Annotated in this window: 15 protein-coding genes; 9 read left to right on the top strand and 6 right to left on the bottom strand. The window is 72.5% G+C overall.

Annotation, left to right across the window (positions count from 1 at the left end; genetic code table 11):
• Positions 1–14: 14 nt before the first annotated feature.
• From ABZS42_RS12295 to ABZS42_RS12275, 5 genes are all read left to right on the top strand, one after another.
• Positions 15–1,319 carry a cysteine desulfurase gene (locus ABZS42_RS12295; protein ID WP_355144451.1) on the top strand — a complete coding sequence of 435 codons (1,305 nt, stop codon included), beginning with the start codon at positions 15–17 and terminating at the stop codon, positions 1,317–1,319.
• Between the two features lie 2 nt (positions 1,320–1,321).
• On the top strand, positions 1,322–1,792 hold the full coding sequence (gene sufU, locus ABZS42_RS12290) for a Fe-S cluster assembly sulfur transfer protein SufU (RefSeq protein WP_355144512.1): 471 nt from the start codon (positions 1,322–1,324) through the stop codon (positions 1,790–1,792).
• Positions 1,789–2,160, top strand: a complete 372-nt coding sequence (locus ABZS42_RS12285; RefSeq protein ID WP_355144449.1) for a metal-sulfur cluster assembly factor — start codon at positions 1,789–1,791, stop codon at positions 2,158–2,160. The genes sufU and ABZS42_RS12285 overlap by 4 nt, the downstream gene beginning before the upstream one ends.
• A 505-nt stretch (positions 2,161–2,665) precedes the next feature.
• Positions 2,666–3,292 carry a LysE family transporter gene (locus tag ABZS42_RS12280; protein WP_355144447.1) on the top strand — a complete coding sequence of 209 codons (627 nt, stop codon included), beginning with the start codon at positions 2,666–2,668 and terminating at the stop codon, positions 3,290–3,292.
• 105 nt (positions 3,293–3,397) lie between these two features.
• Positions 3,398–4,060, top strand: coding sequence for an acVLRF1 family peptidyl-tRNA hydrolase (locus ABZS42_RS12275; protein WP_355144445.1), 663 nt, complete (start codon positions 3,398–3,400; stop codon positions 4,058–4,060).
• 132 nt (positions 4,061–4,192) lie between these two features.
• On the opposite strand, the gene ABZS42_RS12270 is transcribed toward ABZS42_RS12275, so the two are convergent.
• A complete protein-coding gene (locus tag ABZS42_RS12270) occupies positions 4,193–5,101 on the bottom strand; it encodes a neutral zinc metallopeptidase (RefSeq protein ID WP_355144443.1) in 909 nt (302 codons plus the stop codon).
• A gap of 242 nt (positions 5,102–5,343) precedes the next feature.
• On the opposite strand from ABZS42_RS12270, the gene ABZS42_RS12265 reads away from it, so the two are divergent.
• The 4 genes from ABZS42_RS12265 to ABZS42_RS12250 all read left to right on the top strand — a co-directional run bounded on the left by ABZS42_RS12265 (position 5,344) and on the right by ABZS42_RS12250 (position 10,365).
• Positions 5,344–6,948 (top strand): ABC-F family ATP-binding cassette domain-containing protein, encoded by a 1,605-nt coding sequence (locus ABZS42_RS12265; RefSeq protein ID WP_355144441.1) that lies wholly within the window; start codon positions 5,344–5,346, stop codon positions 6,946–6,948.
• Positions 6,949–7,226: 278 nt separating this feature from the next.
• Positions 7,227–7,454, top strand: coding sequence for a helix-turn-helix domain-containing protein (locus tag ABZS42_RS12260; RefSeq protein WP_007462679.1), 228 nt, complete (start codon positions 7,227–7,229; stop codon positions 7,452–7,454).
• Positions 7,455–7,500: 46 nt separating this feature from the next.
• Positions 7,501–8,268, top strand: coding sequence for an enoyl-CoA hydratase/isomerase family protein (locus tag ABZS42_RS12255; protein WP_355144439.1), 768 nt, complete (start codon positions 7,501–7,503; stop codon positions 8,266–8,268).
• Positions 8,269–8,385: 117 nt separating this feature from the next.
• Entirely contained in the window at positions 8,386–10,365 is a 1,980-nt protein-coding gene (locus ABZS42_RS12250) for an ABC transporter ATP-binding protein (RefSeq protein WP_355144510.1), read from the top strand.
• 108 nt (positions 10,366–10,473) lie between these two features.
• Here the strand turns inward: ABZS42_RS12250 and mug are convergent, their stop codons facing one another.
• Genes mug through ABZS42_RS12225 form a run of 5 tightly spaced genes read right to left on the bottom strand, consistent with a single transcriptional unit; the run spans position 10,474 to position 14,172 of the window.
• Positions 10,474–11,145, bottom strand: coding sequence for a G/U mismatch-specific DNA glycosylase (mug, locus tag ABZS42_RS12245; protein WP_355144437.1), 672 nt, complete (start codon positions 11,143–11,145; stop codon positions 10,474–10,476).
• The gene (locus ABZS42_RS12240; RefSeq protein WP_355144435.1) at positions 11,142–11,903 is read right to left on the bottom strand and encodes an SDR family oxidoreductase; all 762 of its coding nucleotides are present in this window, start codon (positions 11,901–11,903) and stop codon (positions 11,142–11,144) included. Before ABZS42_RS12240 ends, mug begins: the two co-directional genes overlap by 4 nt.
• 24 nt (positions 11,904–11,927) lie before the next feature.
• Complete coding sequence (locus tag ABZS42_RS12235) at positions 11,928–12,428, bottom strand: hypothetical protein (protein WP_355144433.1); 501 nt, start codon at positions 12,426–12,428, stop codon at positions 11,928–11,930.
• Positions 12,425–13,243: a DUF692 domain-containing protein gene (locus ABZS42_RS12230; RefSeq protein ID WP_355144431.1), complete on the bottom strand. Its 819-nt coding sequence runs from the start codon at positions 13,241–13,243 to the stop codon at positions 12,425–12,427. The genes ABZS42_RS12235 and ABZS42_RS12230 overlap by 4 nt, the downstream gene beginning before the upstream one ends.
• A complete protein-coding gene (locus tag ABZS42_RS12225; protein ID WP_355144429.1) occupies positions 13,240–14,172 on the bottom strand; it encodes a TIGR04222 domain-containing membrane protein in 933 nt (310 codons plus the stop codon). The genes ABZS42_RS12230 and ABZS42_RS12225 overlap by 4 nt, the downstream gene beginning before the upstream one ends.
• Positions 14,173–14,198: the final 26 nt, after the last annotated feature.

The raw sequence follows: 14,198 nt of genomic DNA, 5'->3' as shown, positions 1-14,198 counted from the left end.
TGAGGAACGCGGAGATGACCACGATCGCGATCCCGCCGGGGATGCCGCAGTACGACGACGTGCCGCGCTACGACGTAGCGAAGGTACGCGCCGACTTCCCGATCCTCGACCGCGAGATCAACGGGCACCCGCTGGTCTATCTCGACAGCGCCAACACCTCGCACAAGCCGCGTCAGGTGCTCGACGTGCTCGCCGAGCACTACGCGCGACACAACGCGAACGTGTCCCGGTCGGTGCACACCCTGGGCACCGAGGCCACCGAGGCGTACGAGGGCGCCCGGGCGAAGATCGCCGCGTTCATCAACGCGCCGAGCCCGGACGAGGTGGTGTTCACCAAGAACTCCACCGAGGCGATCAACATCGTGGCGTACGCGTTCTCCAACGCCTCGCTGCGTCCGGACGCCGACCCCCGGTTCCGCCTCGGCCCCGGTGACGAGGTGGTCATCTCCGAGATGGAGCACCACTCGAACATCGTCCCGTGGCAGCTGCTCTGTGAGCGCACCGGCGCGACCCTGCGTTGGTTCCCGGTCACCGACCAGGGGCGGCTCGACGAGTCGGGCCTGGACGACCTGATCACCGAGCGGACGAAGATCGTCTCGCTGGTGCACATGTCGAACATCCTCGGCACCGTGAACGCCACCGCGCGGATCACCGAGCGGGTGCGTCAGGTGGGGGCGCTGCTGCTGCTGGACTGCTCGCAGTCCGTGCCGCACCTGCCGATGGACGTGGTCGACTACGACGCCGACTTCATCGTCTTCACCGGTCACAAGATGTGCGGCCCGACCGGCATCGGGGTGCTCTGGGGCCGGGCCGAGCTGCTGGCGGCGATGCCGCCGGTGTTCGGCGGCGGCTCGATGATCGAGACGGTGGCGATGTCCGGCTCCACGTTCGCCGCGCCGCCGGCCCGGTTCGAGGCGGGCACCCCGCCGATCGCGGAGGCCGTGGCGCTCGGCGCCGCGGTGGACTACCTCAGCGGCATCGGCATGAAGGCCATCCAGTGGCACGAGAAGGAGCTGACGGCGTACGCGCTCGACGCCCTCGCCACGGTGCCCGGCCTGCGGATCTTCGGGCCGACCGTGCCGGTCGGCCGGGGCGGCACCATCTCGTTCGCGCTCGGCGACGTGCACCCTCACGACGTGGGTCAGGTGCTCGACTCGCTGGGTGTGCAGGTGCGGGTGGGTCATCACTGCGCCCGCCCGGTCTGCACCCGCTTCGGGGTGCCGGCCACGACGCGGGCGTCGTTCTACCTCTACACCACCACCGAGGAGATCGACGCTCTGGTGGCGGGTCTGGAGCAGGTGCGGAAGGTGTTCAACTGATGGTGCAGCTGGACCAGCTCTACCAGGAGATCATCCTGGATCACTACAAGCACCCGCACGGGCGCGGGCTGCGCGACGCCGACGGCGGAGCGCACTTCGCGGAGGCGCACCACGTGAACCCGACCTGCGGGGACGAGGTCACCGTGCGGGTGGCGACGGACGGCAGCGTGTTCACCGACATCTCGTACGAGGGCATGGGCTGCTCGATCAGCCAGGCGTCGGCCAGCGTGCTGCACGAACTGCTGAGGGGTCGGCGCGCCGGGGAAGCTTTCGAGGTGCACGAGGCGTTCGTCGAGTTGATGTCCGGGCGTGGCCAGGTCACGCCGGACGAGGATGTGCTCGGTGACGGGGTGGCGTTCGCGGGTGTGGCCCGCTACCCCGCACGGGTGAAGTGTGCGCTGCTGCCGTGGATGGCGTTCAAGGACGCCGCGGCACGCGCCGGGGTGGGCGTGAGCCCGGAGGTGAAGGCATGAGCGACGAAACCACCACCGCCGCGACGCCGGCGACCGGCGGCGGCAAGGCCGCCCTCGCCGACATCGAGGAGGCGATGAAGGACGTCGTCGACCCGGAGCTGGGCATCAACGTGGTCGACCTCGGCCTGGTGTACGGGATGCACGTCGACGACGAGAACGTGGTCACCCTCGACATGACGCTCACGTCGGCGGCCTGCCCGCTGACCGACGTCATCGAGGACCAGGCACGGCAGGCGCTGACCACCGGCCCGGGCGGCGGACTGGCCAACGACATCCGGATCAACTGGGTGTGGCTGCCGCCGTGGGGCCCCGACAAGATCACCGACGAGGGACGCGACCAGCTCCGCTCCCTCGGCTTCAACGTCTGACCGATCCTGCTCGTCGGGCGCGCCACCCATGCGGGTGCCGCGCCCGACGTGTCTTCGGCGCCCGTTCGCCAAGTTCGCCGTCTCCGCCGGGGCGGTGGTTCGACGCGGATGAACTCGCGGGTCGGCTCCGGTCGCGCGGCGGCCAGGACACATGTCGACGCGAGACGTGATACCTGGGAGGCATTTTTATACCTCTCAGGTATCACGCTCGCCGGGTTGGGGCACGTGCGGCCGGCATCTGGGCGCTGTTGTCGGTGGGCGGCTCCGACCAGGCCCGTCAGGCGGACGGGTTTAGCCGGACCGGACCCGGGCGGCGGAAATGCGGCCGTGCCCGTCCGGCCGGCCGCGGAATCGGGGTGAAATCGGTCGCGGGCGCGGATGGTGACGGCCAGGATGACGGCGTGTTCGAGACGTACCGGATGAGGCATGTTCCTGTCGCCGCGGCCGCTGGCGTCCGTCGACAGCGGCGGCCGCGCGGTCGCGTCACGACCCGCCGCCCACCGTCGTGACCGGGGCGTTCCTCGCCGGCTTGGTCGCCGGCTACGGCGTCGCCATTCCGGTCGGCGCGATCGCGGTGCTGATCCTGGGGCTGAGCGCCCGCACCTCGTTCCGGGTCGGCGCCGCCGCGGCGCTCGGCGTGGCCACGGCGGATGGCCTCTACGCCGCGGTCGCGGCGCTCGGCGGCGCCGCCCTGGCCGCGGTGGTCGCGCCGCTCGCCGGTCCGTTGCGAGCCGTGGCCGCGGTCGTCCTGCTCGCGATCGCCGCCCTCACGACATGGCGGGCCTTGCGCCCCCGGCCGGCCGACGGTCCGCGCGACGGCGCCCGAGGGCTGGACAGCCCGGGGCGGGCGTTCGCCGGCGTGCTCGCGCTGACCCTGTTGAACCCGGCGACCGTGGTCTACTTCGCCGCGCTGGTGCTGGGGCGGAGCGATGCCGCTGATCCGGATCCGTCGGACGCTGTGCTTTTCGTGCTGGGCGCGTTCGTCGCCTCGGCGAGTTGGCAGTTGCTGATCGCCGGCGGCGGCACCCTGGTCGGCCGGGCGCTCGCGGGTCCGCGTGGGCGTCTGCTGACCGCGCTCGCGTCGAGCACCGTCATCGCAGCCCTGGCCCTGGCCACCCTGCTGCACAGCTGACCGCGACCACCGCGCCCCTGGCGGGTCCGGCCGCCAACCTCATGATCGACGCGGGCCGGTGGGGCGCGGCGGCGAGTGGTCGTTGCGTGCCGTACGGTCGGAGCCATGTCGAGTCGACCCGCTGCCGGGGGCGGCCGGTGGGTCGAGATCGACCCGGCCCGGACGGCCCGCTGGGTGGAGGGCTTCGCCAGCCGCCACGGCCCGCCCCGCGTCAACACCGAGCCGTACGGGCTGCTGCTCGTGGCTGCGGACGGCGCGACCGCCGAACTGCACGCCCCACCCGGCGCCTCCGTGGCCGCCGACGTGCCGGGCTTCGTGGCCGCCGCCACCACCCCCCGCCGGCTCGGTCTGCTGCTCGCCCGCAAGGGCGGGGTCGCGGTCGGGATCGCCGAGGGCGTGGACCTCGTCGTGTCGAAGGTGGACACCCGATACGTGCAGGGGCGGACGGCGGCGGGCGGCTGGTCCCAGCAGCGCTTCGCCCGGCGGCGCGACAACCAGACGAAGGCGGTGCTGGGCGACGCAACCGAGCTGGCGGTGCGACTGCTGTTACCGCAGGTCTCGTCACTTGCCGCGGTGGTCTGCGGCGGTGACCGGCGGGCAGTCGACACGGTGCTCGCCGATCGGCGGCTCGCCCCGCTGGCGGAGCTGCGCGCTGACCGGCTGCTGGACGTGCCCGAACCCCGCCACGCCGTACTGGTCGACGCGATCGCCGGCGCCCGCGCCGTACACATCCTGGTCCGCGATGCGGGCGGCGACGCCCCTCGCTGACATGCCACCGCACCGCTCTGGTCGGGCAGCAAGATCGTGCTGGATCCAGGGTGTAGTGGCATCCGGCCGTCGGTGAGGCCACTACTTCGCAGTGCGAGCGCGATCTTCGGCTGGCTCCGCTCCGAGCGGGATTCAGCCGTTGCCGAAGGTGTCGCAGGACTTCGGGTCGCCGGTGGAGTAGCCCCGGCTGAACCACTGTTTGCGCTGGGCGGACGAGCCGTGGGTGAACTCCCCCGGGTTCACCGGCCGGTTCGCTCGCTCGGAGATGGCGTCGTCGCCGATCTTCTCGGCCGTGTCGATCGCCTGTTGAATGTCCCGCTCGGTGATGCTGGCGAAGATTTTCTGGCCGCCGGCGTCGGCGGTGCCGGTGGCGTTACGCGCCCAGGCACCGGCATAGCAGTCGGCCTGCAGCTCCAGCTTCACCGAGAGCGCGTTGGCGTTGCCGGGATCGCGTTGCTGCTGGCGGCGCATCTGGGCCGCGGTGCCGATCAGGTCCTGCACGTGGTGGCCGTACTCGTGGGCCAGCACGTACGGCTGGGCGAACTCGCCCTGGGCGCCCAGCTGCTCGGCGAGCACGCGATAGAAGCCGAGGTCGATGTAGACGAGGTCGTCGGCAGGGCAGTAGAAGGGGCCGACGCCGGAGTCGGCCGCACCGCAGGCGGTGTTGACGGCCCGGCTGAAGAACACGGTCCTCGACGGCCGGTACTGCTCGCCGAACTCCCGCGGGAGCGCAGTGCGCCAGTACGCCTGGATCGAGTTGACGTAGAGGGTGTTGCGGCAGTCGAGCTGCCGCAGCGCGTCGTCCGCCGAGCACTTCTGCTCCAGGGAGGTGTTGTCGCCCGCCGGGTCGCCACCGTCCATGGCGGCGTTGAGGCCGAAGCCGCCGCCGACCAGGGCGACGAGGACGGCGATGACCACGCCCACGATCCCACCCCGCCCACCACCGATCGGGATGGGTATCCCGCCGAGGCCACCCCCGCCGGAATCCCGTCGATCGTCCACCTGGCTGGTGTCTATCTGCGCGTTCTCGTTCAGCTCCATCTGTCCCCGATCGCCGATTCGTCCGTGTTCGTGCGGTGCGGTACCGGACCGGGTCCGGACGCCTGGTTCCGTACCCGATGATCTTGAACGGTAATCCAGCGGGGCGGTCGGGAAGCGGCCGGTACACTTGTCGGGTGCTGCGCTGCGAAGGCTGAACCGCCCCGCGCCGACGGGCCCGTCGCCCGCCGGCGTTTTCGCGTGCCCTGAGTCAGCCTTCCGGACCCCGAGAGCGAGCCTCACACATGATCACTGCCACCGGCCTGGAGTTGCGCGCCGGCGCCCGGATCCTGCTGTCCGACACCACGCTGCGCGTGCAGCCCGGTGACCGGATCGGCCTGGTCGGGCGCAACGGCGCGGGTAAGACCACCACCCTGAAGGTGTTGGCGGGGGAGGGTCAGCCGTACGCCGGCCAGATCGACCGCCGCAGCGCCATCGGCTACCTGCCGCAGGATCCGCGTACCGGTGACCTGGAGGTGACCGGCCGCGACCGGGTCCTCTCCGCACGCGGCCTGGACGTGCTGATGGCGCAGATGGCCGAGGTGGAGGCCAAGCTCGCCGACAACGCCGACGAGAAGCTGGTCCGGCGTTACGGCGCCCTGGAGGACCAGTTCGCCTCGCTGGGCGGGTACGCGGCCGAGGCGGAGGCCGCGCGGATCTGCGCCAACCTGGGCCTACCCGACCGGGCGCTCGCCCAGACCATCGGCACCCTCTCCGGCGGTCAGCGCCGCCGGATCGAGCTGGCCCGGATCCTGTTCCGCGACGCGGGCGAGAACGGCGGCGGCATCCTGCTGCTCGACGAGCCGACCAACCACCTCGACGCGGATTCGATCACCTGGCTGCGCAGCTTCCTCGCCAACCACAAGGGCGGGCTCATCGTGATCAGCCACGACGCCTCGCTGCTGGAGGCGGTGGTCAACAAGGTCTGGTTCCTGGACGCCACGCGGTCCGTGGTCGACGTCTACAACCTGGGCTGGAAGGCGTACCTGGAGGCGCGGGAGACCGACGAGCGGCGACGCCGCCGGGAGCGGGCCAATGCCGAGAAGAAGGCCGGCGCCCTGATGGCGCAGGCGGACAAGATGCGGGCCAAGGCCACCAAGACGGTCGCCGCGCAGAACATGGCCCGCAGGGCGGAGAAGCTGATCGCCGGGCTGGAGGAGGTGCGGGTCGCCGACAAGGTGGCCAAGGTGCGCTTCCCCACTCCCGCGTCGTGCGGCAAGACGCCGCTGACGGCGAGCGGGCTCTCCAAGTCGTACGGCTCGCTGGAGATCTTCACCGACGTCAACGTCGCGGTGGACCGGGGCTCGCGAGTGGCGATCCTCGGGCTCAACGGCGCCGGTAAGACGACCCTGCTGCGGATGCTCGGCGGCCTGCTCGAGCCGGACACCGGCGAGGTGCACGCCGGGCACGGCCTGCGGCTGGGCTACTACGCGCAGGAGCACGAGACGCTGGACGTGACCCGGACGGTGCTGGAGAACATGCGGGCCGCCGCGATCGAGCAGACCGACAGCGACCTGCGCAAGATCCTCGGCGCCTTCCTCTTCTCCGGCGAGGACGTGGACAAGCCGGCCGGTGTGCTCTCCGGCGGTGAGAAGACCCGGCTGGCTCTGGCCACGCTGGTCTGCTCGGGCGCCAACGTGCTGCTGCTCGACGAGCCGACCAACAACCTCGACCCGGTCAGCCGCGAGCAGGTGCTCGACGCGATCGCCCGTTATCCCGGGGCGATCGTGCTGGTCACCCACGACCCGGGCGCGGTCCTGGCGTTGAAGCCGGACCGGGCCATCCTGCTCCCCGACGGCGACGAGGACGCCTGGAGCGACGACCTGCTCGAACTTGTCGAGCTGGCCTGACGTCCGGCGGATCCGCTCGGCCCCCGGGCGGGAGGTCCCCCTCCGGCGGGTACGCCAATCCGCCGGCGGGGACGCCTGTCGATCAAGAGATTGCCGGCGGACCTCGCCGACTTCCTGATCGGTGCAGGTCGGGCCCGTTCTGATGTCACCTATCGGGAAGCTGACATCGCATAGCGTGTCGGTTGGCGAATAGTTGATATCTGGCGCATGATCGTTCGAGGCGGTCTAATAGGTGGGACCGTATCCGAACCGCACAGTCTGGGACGTGAGGACACAGCATGGCAGCCACCGGCACAGCCACCAGCACTGAGAAGGGTCGCCGGATCGTCGGGGCCGAGCGCCAGACGCTCGCCAAGGACCTGGTAAAGCGGTACACCTCGGGGGAGAGCATCCGGGCGCTCGCGGCCTCGACCGGCCGTTCCTACGGGTTCATCCACCGGGTGCTCACCGAGTCCGGGGTTCAGCTGCGCCAGCGCGGCGGTGCCCGGCGCCGCAAGAAGGCGTGATCAGGCCCGATACGTCGTCCATCAGCGCCGTCCCTCGGGTCGCCCGGTGACCGCCGACGCGACCGGAGTGCGGCTGGAATGCGACGGGCCGGTAGCGACGGTGACGTTGTGCCGGCCCGACGTGCTCAACGCTCAGACACCGGCGATGTGGCGCGCGATGAGCGCCTTCGCCCGTGAGCTGCCCGGTGACGTGCGGGTGGCGGTCGTACGGGCAGAGGGGCGTGCGTTCTCCGCCGGCCTCGACCTGTCGGTAGCCGGTGCCTCCGGGCCAGGGTCCTTCGCCGAGCTCGCCACCCTGCCCGAGCAGGAGTGCGCGGATCGCATCGCCGAGTTCCAGGCCGCGTTCACCTGGCTGCACCGCCCTGACATCATCTCCGTCGCGGCCGTGCAGGGGCACGCCATCGGAGCCGGTTTCCAGCTGGCCCTCGCCTGTGACCTGCGGGTGCTCGCCCACGACGCGAAGTTGTCGATGGCCGAGGTGACGCTCGGCCTCGTGCCGGACCTCGCCGGCACGAAGCGCCTCGTCGAGCTCGTCGGCTACTCCCGTGCGCTGGAGATCTGTGCCACCGGCCGCCGCATGGACGCCGCCGAGGCGGACCGGATCGGCCTGGCCACTCTCGTCGTACCGCCGGGCGAGCTGGACGGCGCGGTGCGCGACCTGACCATCGGGCTGCTGGCCGGCAACCGGGACGCGGTGATCGAGATCAAGGCGTTGCTCGCCGGCGCCGCCGGTCGCTCACCCGCCGAGCAGCAGCGGGCGGAGCGCGAGGCGCAGACCCGCCGGCTACGTGACCTCGCCGGCCGAGGGGAATAACCGGTAAGGACCGTTCGGGAAGATCCGGGTTGCGGTCGAGGTTGTCAGAGGCGTCGGGAGAATTGACCTGGCCGTGTGGTCAACCCGACGACCTCGGAGGTGAGCGTGTCCAACCCGATGGGCGGCGGTGGCATGGGCGGCGGCTGGAGCATGCTCCGGTCGATGCGCAATCAGGACGAGGTCTCGGCGCACCAGCTCAAGCGGGGCACCGCGAAGCGGATCCTCGCCTTCGCCCAGCCGTACCGGCGCGACGTCGTGATCTTCCTGATCACCGTGGTGATCGCCGCGGTGATCGGTGTGGCGACGCCGCTGCTCGCGGGCGAGGTCATCGACGCGATCAACCAGGGCGGTAGCGAGGCCGGATCGCTGGTGATACGCCTCGCCCTGGTCATCGGGGGCCTCGCCATCGCCGACGCGCTGCTCTCCCTGGCCCAACGCTGGTACTCCGCCCGCATCGGTGAGGGCATCATCCTCGACCTGCGCACCCGGGTCTACGACCACGTGCAGCGCATGCCGTTGCAGTTCTTCACCCGGACCCAGACCGGTGCGCTGGTCAGCCGGCTCAACAACGACGTGCTCGGTGCGCAGCGGGCGTTCACCTCGACGCTCTCCGGCGTCGTCAGCAACGTCATCCAGCTGGTGCTCACCGCCGGCGTCATGTTCACGCTCTCCTGGCAGATCACCGCGCTGTCGTTGGTGCTGCTGCCGGTCTTCATCATCCCGGCGCGTCGGGTCGGCCGGCGCCTCGCCGACATCACCCGTGAGGCGTACAACCTCGACGCCAGGATGAACGCCACGATGACCGAGCGGTTCAACGTAGCGGGAGCGCTGCTGGTGAAGCTGTTCGGCCAACCGGACGGCGAGGCACGCCGGTTCGCCGGCCGCGCGGAGCGGGTACGCGACATCGGAATCCAGTCCGCCATGTACTCGCGGACCTTCTTCGTGGCCATGCTGCTGGTCGCCTCGCTCGCCCAGGCGCTCACCTACGGCCTCGGCGGGTGGCTCGCCGTCAGCGGCAACGTCAGCGCCGGCACCGTCGTGACGCTCGCGCTGCTGCTCACCCGCCTGTACGGCCCGCTGACCGCGCTCTCCAACGTCCGCGTCGACGTGATGAGCGCCCTCGTCTCCTTCGACCGGGTCTTCGAGGTGCTCGACCTGCGCCCGGCGATCGAGGAGAAGCCGGAAGCCCTGCCGGTGCCCCGGGACAACGGCCGGGTCGAGTTCCGCGACGTGCGGTTCCGCTACCCGAGCGCCGCCGACATCTCGCTCGCCTCGCTGGAGGAGGTCGCGGCTCTCGACCGTACGATCACCGAGCCGGTTTTGCGTGGCGTCTCGTTCACCGCCGAGCCGGGGCAGATGGTCGCCCTGGTCGGCCCCTCCGGCGCCGGCAAGTCGACGCTGTCCATGCTCATCCCGCGGGTCTACGACGTCACCGACGGCCAGGTGCTCGTCGGCGGCGTCGACGTACGGGACGCCACGCTCGCGTCACTGCGCGACGAGATCGGCGTGGTCACCCAGGACTCGCACCTGTTCCACGAGTCGATCCGGGAGAACCTGCGCTACGCCAAGCCGGACGCCACCGACGACGAGCTGTGGGCGGCGCTGGCCGGCGCGCAGATCGCCGACCTGGTCCGGTCGCTGCCCGACGGGCTGGAGACCACCGTCGGTGAACGCGGCTACCGGTTCTCCGGGGGCGAGAAGCAGCGGATCGCCATCGCGCGGCTGCTGCTCAAGGCCCCGTCGATCGTCATCCTCGACGAGGCGACGGCCCACCTCGACTCGGAGAGCGAGGCTGCCGTCCAGCGGGCGCTGTCGGTGGCGCTGGCCGGGCGTACGGCGCTGGTGATCGCGCACCGGCTCTCCACCGTCCGGGACGCCGACCAGATCCTGGTCCTCGACCGCGGCCGCATCGTCGAGCGGGGGCGGCACGACGAACTGGTCGCTGTCGGTGGCCTCTACGCCGAGCTCTACCGGACGCAGTTCGCGGTCGCCGAGTCGCCCACCCCGTACGTGGACGCGACCGGCCCCGAGCCGCTGGTCATGCCGATGGGCACGTACGTGGCCGAGGAGACGATGCCGCCGGCCGCCGCGAACTGAACGCGGCTCCGGTCGACGCGACGGTGCGGGCCCACGCCCGGCACGCGCGGCGCGGCCGAGACGCGGTCCGGCGACCCGGACGGCCCGCAGCGACGAGCACTGGGTGGGTCAGAGCCTCTTCGATGCCTGGCGAAGCTCGGCGAAGGCGGCGCCCAGACTCTCGGGCGTGAAGTGTGCGTTGAGCCCGCTCGGATTGGGCAGCACCCAGAGCCGGGCGGCCGCGAGCAGCTCCGGTTGCGCGCCGAACGTCGCCTTGGGGCGGGCGAACCCGATCCGATACGCGGTCACGCCGACCACCGCCACCCAGCGTGGCCGGTACCGCGCCGCCTTCTCCCGTAGCGTCTCCGCCCCGGCGACCAGCTCGGCGGCGGTCAGTTCGTCGGCGCGGGCGCTGGCGCGGTCCACCATGTTGGTGATGCCGATGCCGTACCCGGGCAACTCGTCCTGTTCGCTCGGGTGCAGCAGCCGTGGGGTGAAGCCGCCCCGGTAGAGCGCCGGCCAGAACCGGTTGCCCGGCCGGGCGAAGTGCCATCCGGTGGCCGCCGACCACAGGCCCGGATTGATGCCGACGAAGAGCACGTCGAGGCCGGTCGCGATGAGATCGGGGAGGGTACGGTCCGCGGCCGCCGCGAGTTCCTCCCGGGTCGGCCGCGGGTACCGGCCGGCGGGACCGGGACGGCGATCGCCGAGCGGCCCGGAGCCGGGGCGGCGGTCGCCGGGGGCGGGCGCGCCGGGACGTGACCGGCCGGGCCGGCGACCGCCGGGCGGGTCCGGGTTCACAGCCCGCGCAGCGAGCCGCCGTCGACGGGGATGGTGACCCCGGTGACGTAGCTGGCGGCGGGGGAGAGGACGAATGCGGCGACGCGGCCGAACTCGGCGGGATCGCCGATGCGGCGCAGCGGGATGGCCGCCTCGATCTCGGTGAGCGCGCGGTCCGGGTCACCGGTGGCGGCCAGCAACTCCCGGCTGCGGTCGGTGAGGATGCGGCCGGGGAGCAGACCGACGATACGGACGCCGCGCGGGCCGCACTCGTCGGCGACGTCCTTGGCCGCGCCGACCAGGCCGGGCCGGAGCCCGTTGGAGATGCCGAGCCCGGGTAGGGGACTGCGGGCCGAGCTGGACAGGACCAGCCCGATCGCGCCGCCGTCGGTGAGGTTGGCGGTGACCGTCCGTACCGCGCGGACCGTGCCGAGGAAGATCGTCTCGAAGGAGGCGCGCCACTGCTCGTCGGTGACCGAGACGGCGCTGCCCGGCGGCGGGCCGCCGACCGAGATCAGTGCGCCGTCGAGCCGCCCGAAGTGGTCCTTGGCGGCCGCGACCAGGCGTTCCGGCAACGTCGGGTCGCCCAGGTCGCCTGGTACCCCGATCGCCCGTTCCGGGCCGCCGAGGCGGCCTGCGGCGGCGGCGACCAGGTCGGCGTCCCGGGCGGAGAGCACCACGCGCGCCCCGTCGGCGACGAGGCATTCGGCGGTCGCGTAGCCGAGGCCCCGGGAGGCGCCGGTCAGCACGTACACCCGTTCGCTGAGTCCGAGATCCATGCTGCCGATCCTGCCGTACCGGAGTCAGCGGTCGCGACCCGCGGGGTCGAAGCTCACCCGAGGTGCGGGGCGGAGCAGGCGTACCCGGCCGGCGAGCTGGACCGCCACGGCGCCGCACACCCGGCCGACGGCCGGCAGGCGGCGTGGGCGGGGCGGACGTTGCCCGTCGTAGCGGGCGCCGGCCTCCCGGACGGCCAGCTCCTCCGCCCCGAGCGGTGGCAGTATGCCTTCGTCGCGAAGGGCGCGGGCCAGGTCCCAACCGTCGCGGAGCGCACCGTGAGTCGGCCGGTCGGCCGCCCACGCCGCGAATGTCGTCGGCCAGTCCGGGCCGAGGGCGGCGGCGAGCAGCGGCCAGTGCCGGGCCACCCCGCCGGCGCGCTTGCGCAGTAAGGCGGCCCGGGCCGCGGCCAGCGGCGCGGGCGCGAATCCGGATGGCACCGGCCCGCCGGCGACCAGGGCGGCGACCAGCTCCGCCTGCCGTGCGGCCAGGTTGTTCGCCCGGTCGGTCCCGGCGTCGCCGGTCACGTCACCACCGGGAAACCCGACGCGCCCGCGAGGGCGTCGAGCTCGGCGCGGAGCGCCTGCGCGGGTGGGTAGTGGCCGTCCCGCTCCAGCAGCAGAGCCGGCGGCCGCCGGCGGGCACAGAGCTCGCCGACCAGCTCCAGCACCGGCCGGGGCACCGGGTCGGTGTGCGTGTCGTGGTAGAAGCCGCCAAGCTCGGAGCCGCCGGCCACGTGCACGTAGGCGACCCGGTCCAGCGGTAGCCGGTCGAGCAGGTCGAGCGGGTCGGTGCCGCGGTTGCGTGCGTTCGCGTACACGTTGGCGATGTCGAGCAGCAGCAGCGCGTCGGAGCGTTCGAGGATCTCGGTGAGGAAGGCGGCCTCGTCCAGCTCGTCGTCGGGCCAGTCGAAGAGCGCAGCGATCGGTTCCAGCGCGATCGGCACCGGCAACCGCTCCCGGGCGCGGGCGACGTTCGCGCAGACCGCGTCGACGGCCGCCCGGCTGCGCGGCAGGGGCAGGAGGTGTCCGGCCTCCAACCCGCCGGCCCGGACGAAGGCGATGTGCTCGCTGACCAGCGGCGCGCTCACCAGTTCGGCGACCGCGGCGAGGTGTTCGATCCGGGCGGGAGCGACCGGCTCCGCGCCGCCGAGAGAGAGCCGCACCCCGTGCGGTACGACGGTCACGCCTCGCCCGCGCAGCGCGGTGAGCCCCGAGGGCAGCGGACCGGAGGACGCCAGCGACTCCGCCACCACCTCGACGAAGCGCAGCCCGGGCAGTTCGGCGACGAAACCGGCGATCTCGGGGCGCCAGCCGATGCCGACGCCGGTCGGCCCGTTCATCCGCCGCAACCGCCGCCACAGCCACCGCCGCCACAGCCACCGCCCCCGCAGGAGCCGCCGCCGCACGAGCCGCCATCGCCGCCGGAGCCGCCGTCACCACCCGACGAACCGACCCCTCCGCTGGAGATGGGCTGTCGCGGGATCTCGGCCTGTGCGGCGAAGCCCGGGTCGAGCGCCCAGAGCGAGGCGGCGCCGAAGAGCGCCACACCCGTGGACACGCCGACCGCGCCGTACGTCGGGTACGACGGGGCGGCGGACGGTGCGAGGTGGGCGTGCTGGCGGCGCATGTCGTGCAGGGCCTGCCGGCCCGCCCGGGTCATCCGCGGGACCCGGCTCAGGAACAGGGAGGCCACGACGAGCGCCACCAGGCTGAGCAGCAGGTAGCCGACGGGCCGGCCGTCGGCGAGCCCGAGGAACATCCGCACCGCGCCGATCGCGATCAGGGTGAGCAGGGTCAGCGAGGCGCGCCGGGCCGCGCCCCGCTGCGCCGGCGACAGGAGCAGCTCGCGCCGCTCGAGACCCTCGCGCAGGTCGGTGAGCGCCCGGTCCACCCACTGGTCCCGGCGCAGCTCACGGACCCGGGCACGCTGCCCGGCCGCGTGGTGGATCGCCTGTTCCAGTGGCGTCGCCCCGGCGGGCAGCGGGCCGGTGGCCTTCAACTGGTGGTTTCGTTCGACGCCGATCGCGCCGTGGGCACGCAGTCCGCCGAGCGCGGCGTGCACGGCGAGCGTGTCGCCGCCGTTGAGGTACGCCGCCTGCTGGGGGGCCAGCGGATCGCGGCCATCCTCCCGTGCGCCGCTGATGAGCCGGATCCGGTGGACCACTGCGACGGCCACCAGCAGGGCGGCCGCGGTGAGGTAGAACCGGAGGAAGGTCGGACCGGAGATGCCCCACGTGTCGCCGGAAGCGGCGAAGTCGAGATCGGCCATCGGTTGCTCCTGTCACCGAAGGGTCG

This window comes from Micromonospora sp. NPDC005367, from assembly GCF_040606825.1.
GTDB lineage: Bacteria > Actinomycetota > Actinomycetes > Mycobacteriales > Micromonosporaceae > Micromonospora.
Note: the sequence above shows the minus strand (reverse complement) of the source record. Positions and strands in the feature narration are given on the sequence as shown.